18 protein-coding genes are annotated in these 18,683 nt (G+C 72.2%); 8 read left to right on the forward strand and 10 right to left on the reverse strand.

Annotated features, from left to right (window positions below; translation table 11 throughout):
• Positions 1 to 95 precede the first annotated feature (95 nt).
• Positions 96 to 1,724: a hypothetical protein gene (locus tag OG994_RS10155; protein WP_328852966.1), complete on the forward strand. Its 1,629-nt coding sequence runs from the start codon at positions 96 to 98 to the stop codon at positions 1,722 to 1,724.
• Between the two features lie 24 nt (positions 1,725 to 1,748).
• Here the strand turns inward: OG994_RS10155 and OG994_RS10160 are convergent, their stop codons facing one another.
• The 3 genes from OG994_RS10160 to OG994_RS10170 form a co-directional block, all read right to left on the reverse strand.
• Positions 1,749 to 2,492, reverse strand: coding sequence for an META domain-containing protein (locus OG994_RS10160; protein WP_328852967.1), 744 nt, complete (start codon positions 2,490 to 2,492; stop codon positions 1,749 to 1,751).
• Between the two features lie 222 nt (positions 2,493 to 2,714).
• Positions 2,715 to 3,017: a MoaD/ThiS family protein gene (locus OG994_RS10165; RefSeq protein WP_120329308.1), complete on the reverse strand. Its 303-nt coding sequence runs from the start codon at positions 3,015 to 3,017 to the stop codon at positions 2,715 to 2,717.
• Entirely contained in the window at positions 3,014 to 4,129 is a 1,116-nt protein-coding gene (locus tag OG994_RS10170; RefSeq protein ID WP_328852968.1) for a WD40/YVTN/BNR-like repeat-containing protein, read from the reverse strand. The genes OG994_RS10165 and OG994_RS10170 overlap by 4 nt, the downstream gene beginning before the upstream one ends.
• A gap of 182 nt (positions 4,130 to 4,311) precedes the next feature.
• On the opposite strand from OG994_RS10170, the gene OG994_RS10175 reads away from it, so the two are divergent.
• Positions 4,312 to 4,635, forward strand: coding sequence for a DUF4326 domain-containing protein (locus OG994_RS10175; RefSeq protein WP_120329310.1), 324 nt, complete (start codon positions 4,312 to 4,314; stop codon positions 4,633 to 4,635).
• A gap of 96 nt (positions 4,636 to 4,731) precedes the next feature.
• Here OG994_RS10175 and OG994_RS10180 read toward each other — a convergent pair whose 3' ends face one another.
• Positions 4,732 to 5,391 carry a helix-turn-helix transcriptional regulator gene (locus tag OG994_RS10180; RefSeq protein WP_328852969.1) on the reverse strand — a complete coding sequence of 220 codons (660 nt, stop codon included), beginning with the start codon at positions 5,389 to 5,391 and terminating at the stop codon, positions 4,732 to 4,734.
• A gap of 174 nt (positions 5,392 to 5,565) precedes the next feature.
• On the opposite strand from OG994_RS10180, the gene folE reads away from it, so the two are divergent.
• Entirely contained in the window at positions 5,566 to 6,162 is a 597-nt protein-coding gene (gene folE / locus OG994_RS10185; RefSeq protein ID WP_120329311.1) for a GTP cyclohydrolase I FolE, read from the forward strand.
• 24 nt (positions 6,163 to 6,186) lie between these two features.
• Positions 6,187 to 7,410 (forward strand): NAD(P)/FAD-dependent oxidoreductase, encoded by a 1,224-nt coding sequence (locus OG994_RS10190; protein ID WP_328852970.1) that lies wholly within the window; start codon positions 6,187 to 6,189, stop codon positions 7,408 to 7,410.
• A gap of 8 nt (positions 7,411 to 7,418) precedes the next feature.
• Here OG994_RS10190 and OG994_RS10195 read toward each other — a convergent pair whose 3' ends face one another.
• The gene (locus OG994_RS10195; protein WP_120329313.1) at positions 7,419 to 7,670 is read right to left on the reverse strand and encodes a hypothetical protein; all 252 of its coding nucleotides are present in this window, start codon (positions 7,668 to 7,670) and stop codon (positions 7,419 to 7,421) included.
• 292 nt (positions 7,671 to 7,962) lie between these two features.
• On the opposite strand from OG994_RS10195, the gene OG994_RS10200 reads away from it, so the two are divergent.
• On the forward strand, positions 7,963 to 8,853 hold the full coding sequence (locus OG994_RS10200) for a helix-turn-helix domain-containing protein (RefSeq protein ID WP_328852971.1): 891 nt from the start codon (positions 7,963 to 7,965) through the stop codon (positions 8,851 to 8,853).
• Positions 8,846 to 9,049 (forward strand): DUF397 domain-containing protein, encoded by a 204-nt coding sequence (locus OG994_RS10205; protein WP_328852972.1) that lies wholly within the window; start codon positions 8,846 to 8,848, stop codon positions 9,047 to 9,049. Before OG994_RS10200 ends, OG994_RS10205 begins: the two co-directional genes overlap by 8 nt.
• A 31-nt stretch (positions 9,050 to 9,080) precedes the next feature.
• On the opposite strand, the gene OG994_RS10210 is transcribed toward OG994_RS10205, so the two are convergent.
• The 3 genes from OG994_RS10210 to OG994_RS10220 form a co-directional block, all read right to left on the reverse strand.
• Complete coding sequence (locus OG994_RS10210) at positions 9,081 to 12,521, reverse strand: hypothetical protein (RefSeq protein ID WP_328852973.1); 3,441 nt, start codon at positions 12,519 to 12,521, stop codon at positions 9,081 to 9,083.
• 4 nt (positions 12,522 to 12,525) lie between these two features.
• Positions 12,526 to 13,017, reverse strand: coding sequence for a hypothetical protein (locus OG994_RS10215; protein ID WP_328852974.1), 492 nt, complete (start codon positions 13,015 to 13,017; stop codon positions 12,526 to 12,528).
• A 246-nt stretch (positions 13,018 to 13,263) separates the two neighbouring features.
• Positions 13,264 to 13,842: a hypothetical protein gene (locus OG994_RS10220; RefSeq protein WP_328852975.1), complete on the reverse strand. Its 579-nt coding sequence runs from the start codon at positions 13,840 to 13,842 to the stop codon at positions 13,264 to 13,266.
• A gap of 191 nt (positions 13,843 to 14,033) precedes the next feature.
• On the opposite strand from OG994_RS10220, the gene OG994_RS10225 reads away from it, so the two are divergent.
• Positions 14,034 to 15,011, forward strand: coding sequence for a DUF6461 domain-containing protein (locus tag OG994_RS10225; RefSeq protein WP_328852976.1), 978 nt, complete (start codon positions 14,034 to 14,036; stop codon positions 15,009 to 15,011).
• Positions 15,012 to 15,060: 49 nt separating this feature from the next.
• Here OG994_RS10225 and OG994_RS10230 read toward each other — a convergent pair whose 3' ends face one another.
• The gene (locus OG994_RS10230; protein WP_328852977.1) at positions 15,061 to 16,467 is read right to left on the reverse strand and encodes a DM9 repeat-containing protein; all 1,407 of its coding nucleotides are present in this window, start codon (positions 16,465 to 16,467) and stop codon (positions 15,061 to 15,063) included.
• 151 nt (positions 16,468 to 16,618) lie between these two features.
• On the opposite strand from OG994_RS10230, the gene OG994_RS10235 reads away from it, so the two are divergent.
• Positions 16,619 to 17,146, forward strand: a complete 528-nt coding sequence (locus OG994_RS10235; RefSeq protein ID WP_328852978.1) for a DUF488 domain-containing protein — start codon at positions 16,619 to 16,621, stop codon at positions 17,144 to 17,146.
• Here OG994_RS10235 and OG994_RS10240 read toward each other — a convergent pair.
• Entirely contained in the window at positions 17,131 to 18,588 is a 1,458-nt protein-coding gene (locus OG994_RS10240) for an NAD(P)/FAD-dependent oxidoreductase (RefSeq protein WP_328852979.1), read from the reverse strand. The two genes, OG994_RS10235 and OG994_RS10240, sit on opposite strands and share 16 nt — an antisense overlap.
• Positions 18,589 to 18,683: the final 95 nt, after the last annotated feature.

An 18,683-nucleotide genomic window follows, 5' to 3' on the forward strand; every position in this document is an offset into this window, starting at 1 on the left:
ATCGCGGAAGCTGGGCGGGAGCGCGACGCAGCGATCCATTTACCAGCTGTGATTTCCTGGAGGGAGGTGGCCGCCCTGCTCCCGGGGAGGACAGGATGACGACGATCGAGCTGAGGAGGGTGACGGCGGTCGGCCTGCTCGTGGCCCTGACCGTCGCCCTCACCGCGATCACCTGGTACGGCCTGCTCGCCGGCGCGATCTGGGGGCTCGTCCTGCTCTGCGCCGGCCACGCCTGCTCGGTGCGGCGGCGGCTCGGCCTGGATCACGTACGCGACGGGGCGGACCTCCGCTACCACCTGTGCGCGCTCGGCGTCCTGTACCTCGTGCCGATCGGCGTCGCCACCACCTTCTACTGCCTCCTGGCGGCCTGGGTCGAATCGTTCGGCGGCACCGCGAGCACCGACCGGCTCATCGCCCTCCAGCGCGCCTTCGAGGAAACGTCGTCGTTCTTCTCCGACAACCTCAAGCTGAGCGAGTCGGTGGTGCTCGGCGTCCTGGTCGGCGTCCACCTGCTGACCTGTCTCCTGCTGGCCAGGGGCACGCGCCACCGGCGCCCGGACGCCGGGCACGGGTGGCGGTTCCGGACGGCGCACGGGCTCCACCGCGGCACCGAGTTCTACACCCGCTACAGCGGGCCGGCCGCGGCGGGCCTCGCCACGCTCGCGTCCTTCTCCCTCTTCGGCATGCACCTCGGCGTGCCCGCGGATGACCTGCGGTTGCGCCTCAAGGTCGCCCAGCAGGGGTACGCGGACGTGACGGCGAAGGTCGAGGCGGACCTGTCCACCCGCGTGACGAGCGGCCTGTACACGAAGGTCCTCGCCACCTTCCCACCGTCGTACCGGGACGCCCTGAGCGAGCAGACGACGATCGCCGACCTGGCCGACACCGTGCGGGCACACGCCGAGGAGACGCGGCGCCGGTACGCGGTCGGCGTCCCCGCCGTGGACGCGGCGGTCCGGGAGGAGACTGCCCGACGGACCCGGTTGGGCGCGCTCGACGGCGACCTGCGGGTCGAGTCGACCGGGCGGCGGGACCTGCCGGGGGACGTGACACCGGAGCAGATCGAGGCCAGCCGCCGGGCTCTGGCCGACCGGCCGGGCGGCGGCGGGATCGACCTCGTCGCCGACGGGCGCAGGAAGGTGACGCTGCACCTGGAGAAGGTCGTCAGCGAACGGATCCTGGCGCTCACCCGACCGCTCACCGAGGCCGTCCCGATCATGGAGCCGCTGCTGCAGGCCTTCGCCGACGCCGCCGACCAGGTGCTCCAGGACCGGATCGGCAGGGCGTACGACCGTCTCGTCGGCGTCGCGGTCCGCAGCCCGCAGGACCTCGACGCGGCCGTCGCGCGGGAAGCCGCGGTGATCGTCGACCAGACGGACGTCCGCCGGTCCGTCGCCGACGCCACGCCCCGGGCGGAGCGGTTGGCGGAGAGGCACCGGCAGACGCTGGCGTCGTTGCGCAACGGTCCCACCCTGATCGACCGGAAGGTGACCGAGACCCTGAAGGCCCGCCGGCCGCCCCAGGCGCGTCCGGGACGGCCGGGGCCCCTGCCGGAGCTGCGCCTTCCGGAGCTGCTCGTGCCGGAACTGCCCCCGCTCCCCCGCTACTACCCGCCGGATCTCGGCGGCTACCAGCGTCCGCCGTACACGTACCGGCCGGCGCCCCGGATCGCGCCGCCGCCACCGCGGCCCGTCCGGCCGGTACCGCGCATCTTCGTCTGGTAGCGGTCGTCGCCGCGCTGCCCGGGGTCAGCCGGCGGGGCGCAGCCGCCCGATCTCCCCCGCCCCGGCGTCGAGGAGCACCAGCGTCTCGCCGTCCAGGCCGGCCCGCCAGGACGACGAGAGCCAGGCCCCGACGGGCTCCCCCTCGCAGCCGATCAGCGTGCTGGGCCCGGACGTGGCGAGCAGCGCGCCTCCCGGGCCGGCCACCCAGCGTCCGCCCTGACCGTTGCATCCGTCGGAGCCGCGCCACTCACCGTCGGCGCGGAACTCGACGTACACCGTCTCGGGCCCGCGGGCCGGCGCCCATCTGCCGACGAGCCGGGTCGGGTCGACGGGGCGCAGGTTCGCCGGCAGCGCGGCCGCGGGCGCGAACCGCCGCCGGTCCTCGTCGGTGAGCGTGGGCGGCGCCACCTCGGAGGGTGCCAGGTGCGGCCCCGGCGTCGGCGTCGCTCCGGTACGCAGCCGAGCGACCTGGGCACCCGCCTCGTCGATGAGCACCACCGTGTCGCCCTCCAGCCGGTATCCGGTGGCCCGCTGCAACCAGCCGACGAGCTGACGGGGGTCGGCGGTGCAGCCGTCGCCCCGCCGGGGCCCGGAGATGCCGAACATGGCGGCGACGAAGAGGCCGCCGGAGTCGGCTCGCCACGAGCCGGTGTGCATCCCGCAGCGGCCGAAGAGCTGGATCTGGTGGGGAGCGACGCGCAGGACGCCCTGGGGCTCCTCGGCCACCCCGACGAGGTGCCAGTTGCCGATCAGCGCTGTGGGATCCACGGGGGCCGGTGTCGCCGTGAGAGGCTGCTCGGCGACCGGCGGAGACGGTTGCGCCCCGTCCTCGCCGGCGCAGCCCGCAAGCAGCGCCCCGACAATGACCGTCGCCGCAAGGAAACCCCGCCGGCCCATCGCTTCACCCGTCCTCTCGCCACACCGGCCACCGCCGGCCCCGACGTGTTGGACGGCCGGCGGTGGCGTGCGGTTGCATCCGGGACGGCGGAGTTATCCCCCGGCCATCGCGCCCAGGACGATGAACGGCTCTTCGCCTCTGGTGACCCGCTCGGGCAGCGGCGCGTCGGGTGACTCGTTGGACAGGTCCTCCTCACAGGCGTAGAAGCGGACGAACGGGCGGCGCTTGCCGCTGTGCCGGTCACGGATGGTGCCGAGCAGCATCGGGTAGCGCGCCTCGATGGCGTCCAGCACCCGGCGCTGGGTGACCGGGCCGTCCCCGGTCACCTCGATGGCGACTTCCCCGGTGACGTGCGCGAGGGTCTTCAGGTGGGCCGGGAGGACGACCCGGATCACGGCAGCACCTGGGCTTCCACGGAGAGCACGGGCGGGAGGTCCCGGACGATGGGCGCCCAGGTGTCGCCGCCGTCGGCCGAGTGGTAGACCTGGCCGCCGGTGGTGCCGAAGTAGATCCCGCACGGGTCGAGCGTGTCGACCGCCATGGCGTCCCGCAGCACGTTGACGTAGCAGTTGGCCTGCGGGAGCCCCGTGGTCAGCGGCTCCCACTCGTCGCCGCCGGTGCGGCTGCGGTACACGCGGAGCTTCCCCTCCGGCGGGTAGTGCTCCGAGTCGCTCTTGATCGGCACGACGTAGATCGTCTCCGGCTCGTGCGCGTGCACGGCGATCGGGAAGCCGAAGTCGGACGGGAGGTTGCCGCTCACCTCGCGCCAGGTCGCTCCGGCGTCGTCGCTGCGCATGACGTCCCAGTGCTTCTGCATGAACAGCGTGTCGGGCCGGGAGGGGTGCTGGGTGATGTGGTGCACGCAGTGGCCGACCTCCGCGTCCTGGTCGGGGATCTCCCCCGAGCGCAGGCCCTTGTTGATGGGCAGCCAGCTGTCGCCACCGTCGTCGCTGCGGAACGCGCCCGCCGCGGAGATGGCCGTGTAGATCCGGCCCTGGTGCGCCGGGTCCAGGATGATCGTGTGCAGGCACAGGCCGCCGGCCCCGGGCTGCCACGACGCCCCGGTGGGGTGCGTCCGGAGGCCGGTCAGCTCGGTCCACTTCTGGCCGCCGTCGGTGGACCGGTAGAGGGCGGCGTCCTCAGCGCCCGCGTACACGGTGTCGGGGTCGTCGCGGGACGGCTCGATGTGCCAGATGCGCTTGAACTCCCACGGGCGCGGGGTCCCGTCGTACCAGAGGTGGTCGCCGACGTCGCCGGCGTAGGCGAAGTCGTTGCCGACCGTGTTCCAGGTCTTCCCGCCGTCGTCGGAGCGCTGGATCAACTGCCCGAACCAGCCGCCGGACTGGGAGGCGTAGATCCGGTTGGGGTCGGCCGGCGACCCGGCGAGGTGGTAGATCTCCCAGCCGCCGAAGTGCGGTCCCTCGACCGTCCAGTCGCCGCGCCTGCCGTCCGACGTCAGCACGAACGCGCCCTTGCGTGTGCCGACCAGCACTCGTACGCCGCTCATCTCCGCATCCTTCCGTTCAGGTCAGTGGTGCCCCGGGTAAGACTCTCCGCCAGGTCGGAACTCATCGGTCACCGCCAGTCGTACTCTGCGGGTACGACGAATCGGTGGACGGCGCGCGGCGCGGCGACGGCCGGACGGCCGCCGGGTGCCGGTGCGCCGGCCGGAACCGGAGGAGCCGAGTGATGCCCCCGACCACTGTCGTGAACCTGAAGGGCCACCGCGACGACCCGGCGTACGCCGACGTGGTCTACGTGGGGCGCGCCATGTACCGGGGCGGCTGGCGCCTTCCGGCCTCCCCGCTGTCGAGCCCGTACCGTCCCGGCCCGGACGGTACGCGGGAGGAGGTCGTCGCGCGGTACCGCGCGTACCTGCTCGGACGACCCGACCTGCTCGCCCTGCTCCCGGGGCTACGGGGGCGGCGGCTCGGCTGCTGGTGCGTGCCGGAGCGCTGTCACGCCGAGGTCATCGCCGAACTCGCCGACGCGCTGCCGTCGACGGCGGGGTAGGCGTCGCGAACCACGGCACCGACCATCGGGACGACGATTCGCACCTTCCGGGAGATGCGGCGTTGTGGACACCACCGGCACCTCACCGGAACGTCGCTAACGCTCGGGGGCCGCGTCGAGCCGGACGCAGCAGGCACCGGGACGTGGCGCGAGCCGGGGCAGCAGGTCGGTGCGTCCCGCGCCGGCGACCAGTCCGGCGAGGAACGCGTGGTTGAGCCCGCACACGAGGGCCGTCTGCCGGGTGGCCAGGGCGTGGAACGGGCAGTTGCGCAGCAGCACGTGGTCGCGGGAGGCTTCGGGCTCGAAGCCGAGGCCGGCGAGCGCGGCGACGAGGTCCTCTCCGCAGTCGCGTACCTGCGCGCCCAGGTCCCGGCCACGTCGCCGGGCCTGCCGCCGCGCGGCCTGGTCGGCGTCGTGCGGGTCGTCGGCGACCGCGTCGGCGAGGATCTCGGCGATGAGTTCGTAGCGCCGCTCGGGAACGGTGATCGCGAGGCCGTCACCGGCCGCCTCGTAGACCTTCGGCGTCCGGCCGCGGCCCCGGGGCTGGTCGGCCGGCGCCTGGTAGCGGGCCCGCAGCAGCCCGGACTCGACGAGTTTGTCGAGGTGGAACGCCGCGAGGTTGCGGGACATGCCGTGCGCCTCGGCCGCCTCCTCGCGCGTGACCGGGTGGTCGGCCCGGCACACGTAGTCGTACAGCGCCCGCCGGGACCGGTCGACGAGCGCGGCCATCGCGCTCCAGCGCTCCCCGGTGCTCACAGCCCCGACATTATCACCAGCGAACGCTATTGAAATTCCGGACTCGCTGGGGCAGCATCCTCGATAACACCAACGGACGTTGGCGAAAACATTCTGGGGGTTCGTCATGCACCTGGATCACCCACGACGGCCCGACGACCGGGAAGCGCCCGCGACCGCGGGGAGGCCGCTGACGTGAGCGTCACCGCCCTCCGGGTGCAGCACCAGCGCCCCCGCCGCGACCTGGCCGCCGCCGAACGGGCGGCAGCCCAGTTCCTGGCCGCGCTCGGCGTCGACACCTCCGCCGACGGCCTCGCCGACACCCCCGGTCGGATGGCCCGCGCCTACGCCGAACTGCTCACCCCGCGCGAGTTCCAGCTGACCACCTTCGACAACGACGAGGGCTACGACGAACTGGTGCTCGCCCGGGCCATCCCGATCCGGTCGGTCTGCGAGCACCACCTGCTGCCGTTCGTCGGCGTCGCGCACGTCGGCTACCTGCCCGGCGAGCGCATCCTGGGGCTGTCCAAACTGGCCCGGGTGGTCGAGCTGTTCGCCCACGGCCCGCAGGTGCAGGAGCGGCTGACCAAGCAGATCGCCGACTGGCTGACCCACCACCTGCGCCCGCGCGGGGTCGGCGTGGTCGTCGAGGCCGAACACCTGTGCATGACGCTGCGCGGTGTCCGCGCGGTCGGCAGCAGCACCATCACCTCCACCCTGCTCGGCACGCTGCGCGACGACCACCGCTCGCGCGCCGAGTTCTTCACGCTGGCCGGGGTCGGCCCCCGCTGACGCACACACGGAAGGACCGGACCGATGTCGAAGACCAGCTTCGTGATCGTGGGAGCCGGGCTCGCCGGCGCGCGGGCCGCGCAGACGTTGCGGGAGGAGGGCTTCGACGGCGGGATCGTCGTGGTCGGCGACGAGCCGGACCGACCGTACGAGCGGCCACCCCTGTCCAAGGGCCTGCTGACCGGCAGCGCCGAGCCCGACAGCGTGTTCGTCCACGACGCCGGGTGGTACGCCGAGCACGACGTCGACCTGCGCACCGATGCCCGCGCCGTCGCCGTCGACCGCTCCGCGAAGGTGGTACGGCTCGCCGACGGTGAGCACATCGCGTACGACAGGCTGCTGCTGGCCACCGGCGCCACGCCGCGCGACCTCGCGGCGCCCGGGGCCGACCTGGACGGGGTGCTGCGCCTGCGTACCCTCGCCGACAGCCGCCGGATCGCCGCGGCCCTGGTCGACGGCGCGCACGTCGTGATCGTCGGGGCGGGGTGGATCGGCCTGGAGGTCGCTGCCGCCGCCCGGCAGCGGGGCGCCACCGTCGACGTGGTCGAGACCGCCGCCCTGCCGTTGCGCCGGGTGCTCGGCGACGAGATCGCCCGGGTGTTCGCCAACCTGCACCGGGACCACGGCGTCACCTTCCACTTCGACGCCGAGGTCCGCGAGATCCGCGGGGACGTGCGCGCCTCCTCGGTCCTGCTGGCCGACGGCACCGAACTGCCGGCCGACGCCGTGGTGGTCGCCGTGGGCGTACGGCCGAACACCGACCTGGCGGCGGCGGCCGGCCTCGCCGTCGAGAACGGCATCCTCGTCGACGCGTCCCTGCGGACGGCCGACCCGGACGTCCACGCCGCCGGGGACGTCGCCAACGCCTACCATCCCGTGCTGCGCCGGCGCCTGCGCGTCGAGCACTGGGCCAACGCGCTGCACAGCGGCGCCGCCGCGGCCCGCGCCATGCTGGGGCAGCCCGTCAGCTACGACGACCTGCCCTACTTCTACACCGACCAGTACGACCTGGGAATGGAGTACGTCGGGCACGCCCCGCCCGGGGAGTTCGACCGGGTCGTCGTCCGGGGCGACGTGGCCAAGCGCGAGTTCATCGCCTTCTGGACCGCCGGCGGGCGGGTGCTGGCCGGCATGAACGTCAACGTGTGGGACGTCGTCCCGCAGATCCGGCGGCTGGTCGCGGCTGCCCGGCCGGTGGACCTCGACCGGCTGGCCGATCCCGACGTGCCGCTGGACGAGGTGCGCTGATCGAAGGGTCAGTGGCGGAGGCGGCGGGAGCACTCGCCGTCGTGGTCGGGGCGGAGCAGGCAGCGCCGGCCGCCGGGCATCGGCGCGTCGCAGAAGACCCAGTGGCGTACGTTCTGGTCGTCCTCCGTCGACACCGTGGTCCCGCCGGGGTCCATCATCGGCAGCACGGTCATCCAGCGGCCCACGACCCGGGCCAGCCGCTGGGCCGCGGGCAGGTCGTTGGCGACCACCGGCAGGTGGATGACGTACCGTCGGCTCACCGCGCGCTCCCCCGGCCCGTTCGCTGATCCATCGTGGCCTCTCCGTCGTCGGCTGGATGGGGTGAGGCCCCCGCCCTCCCCCGCGACCGGCCCCACCCCGCCGTGCCACCGCAGCTTCGTTCAGCGGTACGGCAGCACAGCTGTTGGTGGTCAGCTTGTGACACGACGCCGTCCACATGCAACGTTCCACAGCGCATTTTCGCTGAGATGTATTGACTTTCTTTACTGAAACCTGTAGAGGTTGCAGGGCGACGTCACGCAGTGTTGCAGGACGGAACCAGGGAGTGTTCGCATGGCCGAGGACATCGGATCTACCGTGCCGCGCCGGCAGCTCGGGCGGCTGCTGCGGCAGTACCGCACCGAGGCCGGCGTCACCCTCGACGCCGCCGCCGACGCCCTCGAATACAGCCGCCAGAAGATCTGGCGCATCGAGAGCGGCATGGGCCCGGTGCGGGTGCTCGACGTCAAGGCCATGTGCGAGCTGTACGGCGTCTCGGCGGAGATGACCGAGGCCATGAAGGGCCTGGCCGCCGAGACGAAGTCGAAGGGCTGGTGGCACGCGTACGGCGACGCGGTGCCGAGCTGGTTCGAACTGTACGTCGGCCTGGAATCCGCCGCCGCCTACCTACGGAGGTACGACGAGTCGCTGATTCCGGGCCTGTTCCAGACCCGCCAGTATGCGCAGGCCGTCTATCGGCTGGACCGCCCGCAGGCCGACGAGGAGGATCGGGAGCGAGCCGTCGAGGTGCGGTTGCAACGACAGGCCCTGCTGACGCGTCGCCTTCCCGCACCTCCGAAGGTGACGCAGGTGCTCTCGGAGGCGGTCCTACGGCGGGCCGTCGGCGGGCCGGGAATCATGCATGCCCAGCTCGACCACCTCATCACGATGTCGGACCTGCCGAACGTCACCATCCGAGTACTGCCGCTGTCGGCCGGCCCCCAGCCGGGCGCGGTGGCCGGATCGTTCGTGATCCTGGACTTCCCCGCCACGAAGGGCGGGAGGGCGGCACCCGAGCCGTCGGTTGTCTACAGCGAGTCACTCACGGGAGCCCTCTATCTCGACAAGGCCGATGAGTTGGCCGCCTACGAGCGGGTCTGGAAGGGGCTGGATGCGCTCGCGCTCGGAGAGGCAGAATCGAGGGACATGATCAAACGGGTCATCGGGGAGATGCGACATGACTGACCTGACCGGCGCCGTCTGGCGCAAGAGCACGCGCAGCGGCGGCAACGGCGGGGACTGTGTCGAGGTCGCCACCAACCTCCCCGGCGTCGTCGCCGTACGCGACTCGAAGGACCCCGACGGCCCGGTCCTCGCCTTCACCCCGGCGACCTGGACGGCGTTCGTCGCCGCCGCGAAGCGGCCGGATCTCGCCGCCTGAGGTCCGAGGGCACGCCCCGTGCTCGACCACCTCACCGGTCGACGGCGGCTCCCCCGCCAGGAGATGGCGTCTCGCTGAGGGCGGCAAGCCGGGCGTGCGCCTCGGCGGCCTGGCCTTCCGCGGCGCGCGCGTCCGCCTCTCGCCCCAGATGGCGGAGGAGGCTGGCGAGCGTGTCCAGCGCGTTGGCGAGGTTGGCCTGGTGCCTGGCCGGTTCGCCGCGCGCCAACCGTTGCAGGATCTCGACGGCACGCCGGGCCGGTTCCAGCGCCTCCGCCGCGTGTATCCACCACACGTTGACAGCCAGGGTGTGCAGCGCCGCGGCGAGGCTCGGCGCACGCGTGGCGAAGTCCTCACGCGCGAGTCGGTCGTAGAGGTGAGCGGCCTCTTTCGCGGCGGCCGCGGCCTCTTCGTGTAGTTCGAGGTCCTCAGCCTTCCGGGCATGGTCGAGCAGCGCGAGCGCGAGATAGCTGTCGTGCTCGGCGGATCCGCCACCTGCCAGGTGGCGGCGGGCCTCGACAGCCTCACCACTGGCGGCCAGGGACTCCCACGGTTGACCCATGATCCACAGTGCCCCGGCCAGCAGTTTGAGCGTGACGGCCAAGCCGTGGTCGCGCACATGCGTGTCGCCGCACGGTCGCTGGCGGTACGCCTCCGCTATCTGGTTCAGCCTGACGACGGCCTTTTCCTGAGCCACTCCCCCGTAGGCGGGGTCGTCCCGCCACTCGCCCGATCCGTCCGCGGCGACCGCGGCCAGCGCTCCTATGAGGCCGTACTCCAGTTCATCGGTGCTGCCCTCCCGTAGCAACGCCTCGGCCATGTCGCCGATCACGTCCAACGCCTCGTCCCACCGCCCCAACGTCATCAGGACGGCGCTGTTGGCGCCCAACACCCCGAGCAGGTCGTCGTATCGAAGCGGGTAGTCCGACGACTCGAGGAAGCGGATCATCTCGCGTTGTCCGGCGAGGACGAGCTCCCATCGCTCCAGCATGCGCAGCAGGTAGTCGAGCACGAGGAAGGCTTGGAGCAGCTCTGGCCCGTGGGCGGTCGGGTTGGTTCGCGCCTCGCGCCGGAGCACGTGCATGGCCGCTCCCAGACCGACCGCCGCCTCGTCCTCACGTCCTTGCACCCACAGCAGGCCGATCATCAGTCCGAACGTCGAGAACCAGGCATCGCGGCCGTCTGGATCCTTCTCCCGCTGACCCAGGCGTTGGATCCGCACCGCCTCGTCGAAGGCTGCGAACGCTGGTTCGGCGCGGCCCACCCGTAGCAGCACCCCGGCCTGGACGACGAGCGTGAAGTGAAGCGTGAAGCGTGCGGCGTCATCGCTGTCGGGTTCGGCCGGGTTGTCGCCCACCAGCCGGCGGGCACCGTCGACCGCCTCACCGGCGAGGGCAGCGGCCTGCACCGGCTCCGACGTCACCAGGTTGCTCGCGAGGTTCGCCAGCATGAGCGGCATGGTGTCCTCGTACGCGCCCGGCGGGCCGTCGCGAGAGAGCCGGCGGACGATGTCGACGCACTCGCGGGCGAAGGACAGTGAATCCTCGGCCGCTCCGAGATGCGGCCCGAAGACGCCAACCATGGACAGCGCGGCGACGAGGTCCTCCTCGTGGTCAGCGGGATTGTCGCGGGCCAGCCGGCGGAAGATCTCGACGGCCTCCCGGAGCGCCGCCAGCGCGTCGTCCGGACGGGCCAGGCTCGGCCTTATCGCGTCACCGCCGGCCGACAGGTGCCTGAAGTCGCCCGGCTGGGGCACGAGACCCAGGTCGACGATCAGGACCAGGGCGAGGTTCAGCGCTGACCAGCCGAGCTTGGGTCCGAAGGCCTGTGGGTCTGCCGTGGCCAGCGGTCGGTACAGGCGGGTGGCCTCGGTCAGCGCGGCGGCGGCCTCGTTGTCCCGATCGGCCCGGTCGAGCCAGCGACCCAGGGTGTCGTACAGTTCGGCACGCGCGGCCGGGTCGATGAACGTCGGCAGACGATGACGCACGAGGCGGTCGACGAGGTTGGCCGCAGCGACGGTGAGGTCCCCGCCCGCGTCGTCCGGGTCCTGTGGGAGGAGGCGCTCGAGCCCTTCCAGCGTGGCGATCAGGTGGGGCCAGCGCTCACTGGCGGCGGTGAGGAACGTGATCGCGCGGGCCGCGTACGGCGGTAGCGGATCGTCGCCGGCCGGTGGGGCGAGCAACATCTCGGGGGCCCCGTGGGCCCAGGGGTCCGACTGGCCGGGCACGTCGTGACCGGGAACGCACAGGGCCAGGAAGTCCTCGGCGAGACGGTCGGGGTAGAGGGGCTCCAGAACGGTACGGGGGTCGACGGGCGGGTAGCAGAAGGCGTGGTCGGCGAGTACCTGGTCGGGGTCGCCGCCGACGCCGACCCTGTCCAGCGCCGCCCTGGCGTCTCGGTAACCCAGGGGACCGGTGAGGGCTGCGGTGAACACGGCCCGGCGCATCCGGCAAGGTCCGGTGTTGATCGCCGTACGCCCGCCGGTGAGAGTGTCGACGGTGCCATGGAGGGCGTTCCAGTGGAGGCACTCGCGCTGCAACAGGTAGCTGGTCAGGGCCATCATGCCCTCGCGCGGTGCATCCGGTTCCGGACCGGTTGGCTGGAGTGCGATGCGGGCGTGGCGATCGACCGCGACCAGCGCCGCCATGTGCACGGCAAGAGTGAGGCCGAACTCGTCCCGTTCCAGCCAGTCGGGCACGGCAATCCCGGTCGGGTCCGAAATGCCGTAGTGGCGGGCGAAGCAGTCGCGGGCGGCGACGAACATGCTCCTGCGGGCGTCCCGGGCCTGCGGCAGGGCGCCCAACGGCTGGCTGGTGCAGGCGTCGGACGGCCAGTGCGCTTGGACGAGGGCATGGCGCAGGGCAGGCCAGACGTGCTCGTTGCGCGCGAGGAGCAGTACCCGCACCGGCACCTTCTGGTCGAGCACCTTGTTGCTGAACAGCCACGTCAGGTGGGCCAGTGGCCACCGGTCGGCGTAGTCGACCAGCATCAGCAGCCCGCGGGCAGTCCCGACGCGCAGGTCGTGGCTGGTCTGCTCCTCGGCGGCGACCACGCGGGCTGGCGCGTGTTGGGCGACGATCACCTTCCACCCCTCGCGGGCGGCCATCGCGGCGACGTGGCTGGCCAGGCGGGTCTTGCCCTGGCCGCCTGGGGCGTGCAGCCAGCGGACCGCGCGACCACCACCGCTGTCCCGCCAGGTGGTCAGATCGTCGACCTCACGGTTGCGGCCGGTGAAGTCCACGATGGCGTGGCGGGCGTTGAGCAGGTGGCTGGGCTGAGCCGGCAGCCCGTGGCCGTCCACCGCCAGGGTCAGGTCGGCCGGCCCGCCGGCCTCGGTGAGCAGGTACACGGGTCTGCCGTCACCGAAGACGTGCACGTCCCCGCCCATCGCTGCGTAGCCGAAGCCGCCGTTCTCGACCCGCACCTGCTGATGGACGCTGTCGACTCGCCCCAGCTGACCGAACATGCCGTCCACGGCGTCACCGCACGGTGCCCGGGCTGTCGTCGGCCTCGGCAGGCGAGGGGGGCTGCCGGCCGGCCGCGGACGAGGGAGACTCGTGGTAGATGACGTTGCCCCAAACCGCGGTGAACTGCCGGGAGTTGTCGCGGGCGATGGTGGTAAGGACCACCTGCACCCACTGCTGTTGGGCGCGGGGCAGCGCGTCACGCAGGTCGGCGACGAGTTTCCGCAACTCGGCCTCGGCCTCTGGGTGCTCTGCCAGCAGTTGCATCAACTCCATCTGCCACAACGGCACCAGACCTTGCCGCGCCTGGGCGGGATCGCCGGCCCGCTCCACCAGGACGACGTTGCTGTCCAATTGAGTCTCGATGGCTGCCTGACGCTGGGACCCCTGGCGGCCGAACAGCCGGGCCATGCCGTCGCGGGCGGCCTGCCAGGCGTCGGTAGCCATGGCCGCCACCAGGGCCGCCCCACCGTTGGCGGCCAGCGCCGCCAATGCCTCGGTCAGCAACGGCTGCTCCTCCCCACGTGATCGGTCATCTCCCGTCGAGCGCTCCACCGTGGTTCACCGGCCGGATCCACCGCTTGCGTGGAGCTCCTGTCGGGATCAGGCGAGCACAAAACTAGTGATGTCCACGAATGACAGCCACAAGGTAGGTGAGTCGGTCAAACGACACGTGACCGCCCTGTCGGCGGATTCTTCCGGCAGGCCGGGACGTGCCGTGGCGAGTTGGGGATCGCGGGGTGCTGTGCGGGCTCAGACGGCGACGGGCGTCCGCCCGCGCAACGCCTGGCGCAGAGCCACGCCGACCGCGGCATAGAGCGCCGCACCCGAACCGACCCCGGCCACCAGCCCGACGATCTCCGGGGCACCGCCGAACGCGTAGATCAGGAAGCCGGTGAGGCCGAGGACGGACATCGCCGCCCCGAGCCAGTGATAGAGCGGCATACGCCAGATCCAGGCAAGTCCGAAGAAGTGCACGCCGACCACCAGTGCCACCCACGCGACCGACACCGCCGAGCGGTGCAGAACGCCGTTGATCACGGCTAGTCCTCCGAACAGCGCGCCCGCTTCCAGAGCGACGATGAGCCAGTAGCGACGATCCATATGCTCGGACGCCGGCACCTGTGTCGCGGTCGGTGCCGCGCGGACCACCACCGCGAGTCCAACGACGAGCAGAGCGGCCACGATCAGTCCAACTGCGCGGATGACGACAGGCCATGGCGTGGGCAGGGCAGCGCTGTTCGCCAGCACGAAAACGGTGCCGAACGTGATGGCAACCAGCGAGCCGACCACGAATCCGGCAGGTCGCTTCCCGTTCTCTGGCATCGTCATGCGCCACAGCCTACCGATCATGTACGACAGGGTGATCTTGCCGCCTGTCCATACGGCCGCCACGCGGAACCACCCCCCGCTCGGTGCACTACAGAGCGGGAGGCAGGCAGGTTCCACGATGTGCGGACTCACGGCGGATATCGGCTTCAGGCAGGGGGCAACGGCGGCCATGATCGTCGTACTGTGTGGGGATGGTGTCGGACACCGTGCGCTACTACGACGATTTCCTGGCCGATCGGGACTGGCTCGCCGAGGGGTTGAGCTGGGCGGTGGTGCAGCCGGCGAGTGCCGAGGCCACCATCGACGGGGTGATCGAACGCCTGCGTGCCAGGCGTGTCGAGCCGGGTGACACGCAGACCGGCGAGCTCGCCGACCTGGCTCGGATTGGTCCCAACGTGGTGGTGTTCCAGGACAACGGCTGCGAGCTGAGCCGGCCCGAGGTTCTGCGCTGGCTCAGCGACGGCACGCGGGTGCACACGGTCGACTGGACCATCAACGGCAACGGCGGCGTCACGTACGCCGTGTACGGCAAGGTGCTCGTCTGGATGGACATGAACGATCCGGACCGGCGGTACGGCGATGACCCGTCCGCGTTCGACGACGACCTGGACGACGTGCGCGCCGCGCAGGGCACCGAGTATGTGACCGCCGCGGCGATGGCGCTTGTCGAGAGGCGGACCGGCGTGCGGCTGCCGGCGGAGTGGATGAGCGACGAGGGGGCAGATCCGCAGGCCGGGCCGTGGGTGACCGTACGGCTCGGGCCGATTCCGCCCGACCCGAGGCCGCCCTCGAACTTCGGTCACTACGAGCCCGACCTCGACGCGCGACTGCGGGCGGCGCCGGAGCCGGTTCGGCGGACGGCGCTGGCGCTTGCCTTGCGGGCGGTGGCGGCCCGGCACCGGTTCAGCGACGACGACCTGGCGAGACAGGCAGTGGAGGCCGTCGAGCGGGGCCTGACTCTGGACGAGGAGACCCGGTCGAGGGTCATCCACCTCAAGGCCCACGGCGTCGACGGGCAAGCCGGTGCCTCTGCCGTCGACGCCCTCTACACGGGGACGGGCGAGGGGGCGGCCGCCGTCGATGCGCTGAACGCCGCTCGGTATGCGATCCCCGACGAATGGCCGGCACTACGCCGGGACCTGTACCGCCTGCTCCGGGAGGCGGGCTGACCTCCTCTCGGTCCGGCGTGCCACCAGTCGGCGCGCGCGCCAAGCAGGATCACCCCTGGGCCGGACGGCCACGGTAGCCGATGGGGCCCTCCCCGACCCGCTGGTAGGTCCCCAGGAAGCCGCCGTCGCCGAAGGCGACCGTGCCGTTGTTGCCGCGGCCGTCGCGCCAGGCCAGCCTGCTGATCGGGCGGCCGGACACACCCACCGCGAGGAGCAGATCACCGGAGCGGTGCCACCCGCCGCTCCAGCCCTCCTCGGTGGAGAACCGCCGAGCCTCCTTGGCGAAGGAGCCGCGTTCGATCAGCCGGCCGCGGAACTCCCTCGGCCGCTCCCCCGGCTGCCGGGTCCAGCCGTAGAAAGCCGCCTGCTGTTTCTCGAACGTGATCGCGTACTCGGTGCCGGAGGTGTCCGCCCAGGCCACCTGCTCGAGGACGGCCTGCTCGCCGCGGTCCACGAAGATGGTGACGTCACCGGCGTCGGTCGCGTATCGCAGCACCGGCTCGGCGATCGCCTGCCGTTCGAGCGCCAGCCCCGCCTGATCGTGCGCGTGCATCGGGTCGATCGTCACCCGGTACAACCACAGCATGCTCCGGGCGTCGGTGGCGCTCTCGATTCGCAGTGCGTTCCGGCCGGCCACCAACTCCTCGGCCGGGACCGCGAAGACCAGCCGTTGCGGGAGTCCACCGCCGTTCGGGATCCGCAGCCGGTCGGCCAGCGGTCTGCCGTTGAGGCGGACGGTGAGCGGAGCGTATCCGGGCGCTCGGGAGAGCATCGACGCGAGCGCCACGAGGGCGACGGAGGCCTCGCAGACGACGGCCGGGTCGGGCACGTCGAACTCCAGCTCGACCGACCCGCCGGCGCCGATGGCCAGGTGGTCGCCCGCGGCCGAGGACCCGTCGACGCCGGTGATCGTGACGTTCCCGACGCGTGGCGGCTCGGTGCCGAAGTCGGCGTAGGTGGGTTCCATCTGGATCCCGGCACGCCGCGGGGCCTCCGGCGGAGGAGACGACGACGGGTGCAGCAGTACCTCGTACGAGTGAACCTTGTGCTCGTCGTTGCCGTATCCGATGTTGGCGGCGCCGAAGGCGGGCCGCACCTTGCCGATGTGCAGTGTGCCGGGCGCGACCGCCGCGCGGGCGACGTAGAGCGGCTCGCCGTCGCGCTCCCGGCCCGCCGGCACCGCGTCCGCCGGCACCGCACCGCCGGAGGCGATGCCCCAGACGCCCCGATCCATCAGCACCTCGTACTCGTCGACGCTGACCTCGTTGCCGCCCCAGGCGGCCTGCGCCGCGCCGAAGGCCGGACGGACCTTGCCCGGGTGCACGCCGCCGTGCATCCGGACGCGGCACACCCACAGTGGCTCGCCGTTCGCCTCATAGCCGTGCGGTACCGCGCCGGGTGGGATCCAGCCGCCGCGAGCCGGCTCCCAACGATATCCATCGGCAGAAAGATCCATTCCGTGCAGCGTAGATCAACATGTCCCGTCACCACAGGCCTCGACGCGCTGATCCGGGGCGACGCCGGGCTGGTGGGATCGACCGGCCTGCCTGTCCGTCGCGGTCCGATTCCCTGTGCGGCCCGGCACTCCGTACGGTTATCTGATCCTCATGGCAGAGCCGCTCCTCACCGTGGGCCACGGCACCGCCAGCCAGGCGGAACTCACCGCGCTGCTGCGGGACGCGGGCGTCACCCGGCTGGTGGACGTACGCCGGTATCCCGGCAGCCGGGCCCACCCGCACGTCACGCGGGAGGCCCTGGCGGGGTGGCTGCCGTCCGTCGGCGTCGGCTACCGGTGGGAGGAGCGGCTCGGCGGCCGCCGGCGCGTCCCGGAGGACTCGCCCGACCGGTGGTGGCAGGTCGAGGCGTTCCGGGCGTACGCCGCCCACATGCGCAGCCCGGAGTTCATCGCGGCGGCCGACGAGCTGCTCACCGAGGTGCGGACGTCGCGCGTGGCCGTCATGTGCAGTGAGACGGTCTGGTGGCGGTGCCACCGCCGGTTGATCGCCGACTTCGTCACCCTGGCTCGGGACACGCCGGTGTGCCACCTCGACCATCGCGGTCAGCTCAGGGAGCACCCGGTGGCCGCGGGCGCGCGGCTCGCGCCCGGCGGCGTACTCGTCTACGACCGCGTGTGACGCGCGTCCGCTGCCGGGCGTCCTGCGGCGAGCCGGTCATGGACGGCGCGCCGGCGGCCGAGCCCGCTGGGCGACGGTCGGCGCATGGCCGCCCACCGGCCGTCGCGGATCGGGCCTCCGGTGGCCGGGCGGGGTGCGCCGGCGGCGGTGAACGCGGCCCGGGGCTGCTGCACCGACTGCAGCGAGACGATGTCGCGGCCGAACAGCGCAGCGCTGAGCCAGACCAGCAGGACGCGGAGCTTGCGCTCCCAGGTCGGCACGGCGAGCACGTGGTACCCGCGGTGCATCACCCAGGCCGGGAACCCCTTGACGACCAGGCGGCGGTACTGGAAGACGCCGCGCCCGAGGCCGAGGGTCGCGACCACGCCGAGGCTGTGGTGGACGTACGGCTTGACCCGCCGCCCGCGGAGGTCGGCCACCAGGTTCGCGGCCAGCCGCTTGCCCTGCCGGACGGCGTGTTGCGCGTTCGGCACCGTGAGGGCACCCGGGACCGACGAGGCGAGATCCGGCACGGCGGCGTTGTCGCCCGCACCCCAGGCGTCGGGGATCGCCGCCTCCGCCGTGCCGACCCGCAGGTCGGCGCGCACCTGCAGGCGGCCGCTCCGGTCGACCGGCAGGTCGGTCTGCTTGGCGACGACGGGGTTGGCGCCGTTGCCCGCGGTCCAGATCAGCAGCTCGGTGTCGTACTCCTCGCCGGTCGAGAGCACGACGTGCCCGTCCTGCGCCGAGACGAGCTGCGTGTCGAGGTGGATGTGCGCGCCGCGCTGTTCGAGGTGGCGGACCACCCACCGGCCCACGTCGTCGGTGACCTCGGGAAGGATGCGCCCCTGCGCCTCGACGAGGTGGAAGGCGAGATCCGAGAAGGTGAGTTCCGGGTACCGCTTGAGCAGCGCCGTCGCGAGGGATAGCAGCTCCCCGAAGCCTTCGACGCCGGTGAACCCGCCGCCGACGACGGTCACGGTCAGCAGCCGGGAACGCTCCGGACCGGGCGGGAGGGTCGAGGCACGCTCGAACGCGGTGAGCAGCCGGTCCCTGATCGCGACGGCCTCCTCGACGTGCTTGAGGCCGATCGCCCCCTCCGCGACGCCGGGGATCGGGAACGTACGGGTCACCGCGCCCGCCGTAACCACGATGGTGTCGTAGTCGAGTTCGCGGTCGGGCCCGTCCAGCGGCCGGATGGTCACCGTCTTCCGCGCATGGTTGATCTCGGTGACGCTGGCCGGGATGACGGTCGTCCGGCGCAGGTGACGGCGCAGCGAGACGGCGACGTGACGCGCCTCGACCGAACCCGCGGCGACCTCGGGGAGGAACGGCTGATAGGTCATGTACGGGCGGGGATCGACGAGCGTGACCTCCGCCTCGCCGCGGCGGAGCTTCTTCTCCAGCCGCCAGGCCGTGTAGAAACCGGCGTAGCCGCCGCCGACGATCAGGATCCTGCGCATGGCGTCCTCCCACCAACTGCCACCTCGTACAACCAGGTGAGGCTTGGCTTTGTGCCGCGTGCCGATGGTGATCGGGCACACGGCATTCGCGGGAC

It is taken from the genome of Micromonospora globbae, assembly GCF_036184225.1.
Taxonomy (GTDB): Bacteria; Actinomycetota; Actinomycetes; order Mycobacteriales; family Micromonosporaceae; genus Micromonospora; species Micromonospora globbae.

What these genes read in the sequence shown, in the direction of transcription:
- OG994_RS10205 (WP_328852972.1), top strand. Translation starts at nt 8,846, where the DNA reads ATGACTGACCTGACCGGCGCCGTCTGGCGCAAGAGCACGCGCAGCGGC.
- OG994_RS10240 (WP_328852979.1), bottom strand. Translation starts at nt 18,588, where the DNA reads ATGCGCAGGATCCTGATCGTCGGCGGCGGCTACGCCGGTTTCTACACG.
- OG994_RS10235 (WP_328852978.1), top strand. Translation starts at nt 16,619, where the DNA reads ATGGCAGAGCCGCTCCTCACCGTGGGCCACGGCACCGCCAGCCAGGCG.
- OG994_RS10175 (WP_120329310.1), top strand. Translation starts at nt 4,312, where the DNA reads ATGCCCCCGACCACTGTCGTGAACCTGAAGGGCCACCGCGACGACCCG.
- OG994_RS10155 (WP_328852966.1), top strand. Translation starts at nt 96, where the DNA reads ATGACGACGATCGAGCTGAGGAGGGTGACGGCGGTCGGCCTGCTCGTG.
- OG994_RS10190 (WP_328852970.1), top strand. Translation starts at nt 6,187, where the DNA reads ATGTCGAAGACCAGCTTCGTGATCGTGGGAGCCGGGCTCGCCGGCGCG.
- OG994_RS10225 (WP_328852976.1), top strand. Translation starts at nt 14,034, where the DNA reads ATGGTGTCGGACACCGTGCGCTACTACGACGATTTCCTGGCCGATCGG.
- OG994_RS10220 (WP_328852975.1), bottom strand. Translation starts at nt 13,842, where the DNA reads ATGACGATGCCAGAGAACGGGAAGCGACCTGCCGGATTCGTGGTCGGC.
- OG994_RS10230 (WP_328852977.1), bottom strand. Translation starts at nt 16,467, where the DNA reads ATGGATCTTTCTGCCGATGGATATCGTTGGGAGCCGGCTCGCGGCGGC.
- OG994_RS10200 (WP_328852971.1), top strand. Translation starts at nt 7,963, where the DNA reads ATGGCCGAGGACATCGGATCTACCGTGCCGCGCCGGCAGCTCGGGCGG.
- OG994_RS10170 (WP_328852968.1), bottom strand. Translation starts at nt 4,129, where the DNA reads ATGAGCGGCGTACGAGTGCTGGTCGGCACACGCAAGGGCGCGTTCGTG.